A 2,500-nucleotide genomic window follows, 5' to 3' on the forward strand; every position below is an offset into this window, starting at 1 on the left:
TTAAGTGGAAAAGGATGTGGCGTTGCATAGACAACCAGGATGTTGGCTTAGAAGCAGCCATCATTTAAAGAGTGCGTAATAGCTCACTGGTCGAGTGACGCTGCGCCGAAAATGTATCGGGGCTAAACGATTCACCGAAGCTGTGGATTGACATCTACGATGTCAGTGGTAGGAGAGCGTTCTAAGTGCGTTGAAGTCAGACCGGAAGGACTGGTGGAGCGCTTAGAAGTGAGAATGCCGGTATGAGTAGCGAAAGACGGGTGAGAATCCCGTCCACCGTATGACTAAGGTTTCCTGAGGAAGGCTCGTCCGCTCAGGGTTAGTCGGGACCTAAGCCGAGGCCGATAGGCGTAGGCGATGGACAACAGGTTGATATTCCTGTACCACCTCCTCACCGTTTGAGAAATGGGGGGACGCAGTAGGATAGGGTAAGCGCGCCGTTGGTTGTGCGCGTCCAAGCAGTAAGGCGTGTGTGTAGGCAAATCCGCACACTGTAACGTTGAGCTGTGATGGCGAGTCCTTTAAGGACGAAGTTCCTGATTTCACACTGCCAAGAAAAGCCTCTATCGAGGTGAGAGGTGCCCGTACCGCAAACCGACACAGGTAGTCGAGGAGAGAATCCTAAGGTGTGCGAGAGAACTCTCGTTAAGGAACTCGGCAAAATGACCCCGTAACTTCGGGAGAAGGGGTGCTCTTGAGCGTGCAAGCGCATGAGAGCCGCAGTGAATAGGCCCAGGCGACTGTTTAGCAAAAACACAGGTCTCTGCAAAACCGTAAGGTGACGTATAGGGGCTGACGCCTGCCCGGTGCTGGAAGGTTAAGAGGAGTGGTTAGCGCAAGCGAAGCTGCGAATTGAAGCCCCAGTAAACGGCGGCCGTAACTATAACGGTCCTAAGGTAGCGAAATTCCTTGTCGGGTAAGTTCCGACCCGCACGAAAGGCGTAACGATCTGGGCACTGTCTCAACGAGAGACTCGGTGAAATTATAGTACCTGTGAAGATGCAGGTTACCCGCGACAGGACGGAAAGACCCCGTGGAGCTTTACTGTAGCCTGATATTGAATTTTGGTACAACTTGTACAGGATAGGTAGGAGCCAGAGATCTCGGAGCGCCAGCTTCGAAGGAGGCGTCGGTGGGATACTACCCTGGTTGTATTGAAATTCTAACCCATGCCCCTTAGCGGGGCAGGAGACAGTGTCAGGCGGACAGTTTGACTGGGGCGGTCGCCTCCTAAAAGGTAACGGAGGCGCCCAAAGGTTCCCTCAGAATGGTTGGAAATCATTCGTAGAGTGTAAAGGCACAAGGGAGCTTGACTGCGAGACCTACAAGTCGAGCAGGGTCGAAAGACGGGCTTAGTGATCCGGTGGTTCCGCATGGAAGGGCCATCGCTCAACGGATAAAAGCTACCCCGGGGATAACAGGCTTATCTCCCCCAAGAGTCCACATCGACGGGGAGGTTTGGCACCTCGATGTCGGCTCATCGCATCCTGGGGCTGTAGTCGGTCCCAAGGGTTGGGCTGTTCGCCCATTAAAGCGGTACGCGAGCTGGGTTCAGAACGTCGTGAGACAGTTCGGTCCCTATCCGTCGTGGGCGTAGGAAATTTGAGAGGAGCTGTCCTTAGTACGAGAGGACCGGGATGGACACACCGCTGGTGTACCAGTTGTCTTGCCAAAGGCATCGCTGGGTAGCTATGTGTGGACGGGATAAGTGCTGAAAGCATCTAAGCATGAAGCCCCCCTCAAGATGAGATTTCCCATTACGCAAGTAAGTAAGATCCCTCAAAGACGATGAGGTAGATAGGTTCGAGGTGGAAGTGTGGTGACACATGGAGCTGACGAATACTAATCGATCGAGGACTTAACCAAAATGTTTGAAACATTCAATGCGCCGTTTATCCAGTTTTGAAAGAACAAAAAGTTTTCAAAAAAACTTGCATTTATAACAAGATATGTTATAATCAAATTTGTCTTTTAAATAATAGTCTAGTGATGATGGCAAAGAGGTCACACCCGTTCCCATACCGAACACGGAAGTTAAGCTCTTTAGCGCCGATGGTAGTTGGGGGCTTCCCCCTGTGAGAGTAGGACATCGCTAGGCATAATACCCAGGAGGATTAGCTCAGCTGGGAGAGCATCTGCCTTACAAGCAGAGGGTCGGCGGTTCGAGCCCGTCATCCTCCACCATATGCCGGTTTAGCTCAGCAGGTAGAGCAACTGACTTGTAATCAGTAGGTCGTGGGTTCGATTCCTATAGCCGGCACCATAGTTTTGAGCCATTAGCTCAGTTGGTAGAGCATCTGACTTTTAATCAGAGGGTCGAAGGTTCGAGTCCTTCATGGCTCACCATTTAAATTGCCAACAAAATATGCGGGTGTGGCGGAATTGGCAGACGCACTAGACTTAGGATCTAGCGCCGCAAGGCGTGGGGGTTCGACTCCCTTCACCCGCACCATTTTTTAGAATTTCATAATTGCCAGGATAAATAAATCTTATGCACATG

Annotated in this window: 5 tRNA genes and 2 rRNA genes (2 of these 7 cut by a window edge); all 7 read left to right on the top strand. The window is 51.4% G+C overall.

Features of this window, described 5'->3' with window-relative positions:
• Positions 1-1,866, top strand: a 23S ribosomal RNA gene (locus tag C9J31_RS00915); it begins 1,063 nt to the left of the window's first position.
• Between the two features lie 116 nt (positions 1,867-1,982).
• Positions 1,983-2,098 (top strand): 5S ribosomal RNA (gene rrf, locus C9J31_RS00920).
• A 10-nt stretch (positions 2,099-2,108) separates the two neighbouring features.
• A tRNA-Val gene (locus C9J31_RS00925) sits at positions 2,109-2,184 on the top strand.
• A gap of 3 nt (positions 2,185-2,187) precedes the next feature.
• Positions 2,188-2,263, top strand: a tRNA-Thr gene (locus C9J31_RS00930).
• A gap of 7 nt (positions 2,264-2,270) precedes the next feature.
• Positions 2,271-2,346 (top strand) — tRNA-Lys (locus tag C9J31_RS00935).
• Between the two features lie 21 nt (positions 2,347-2,367).
• Positions 2,368-2,452: transfer RNA gene (locus C9J31_RS00940), tRNA-Leu, on the top strand.
• A gap of 47 nt (positions 2,453-2,499) precedes the next feature.
• Position 2,500 (top strand) — tRNA-Gly (locus C9J31_RS00945) (it continues 74 nt past the right edge of the window).

This window comes from Lysinibacillus parviboronicapiens (genome assembly GCF_003049605.2).
Lineage (GTDB): Bacteria > Bacillota > Bacilli > Bacillales_A > Planococcaceae > Lysinibacillus > Lysinibacillus parviboronicapiens.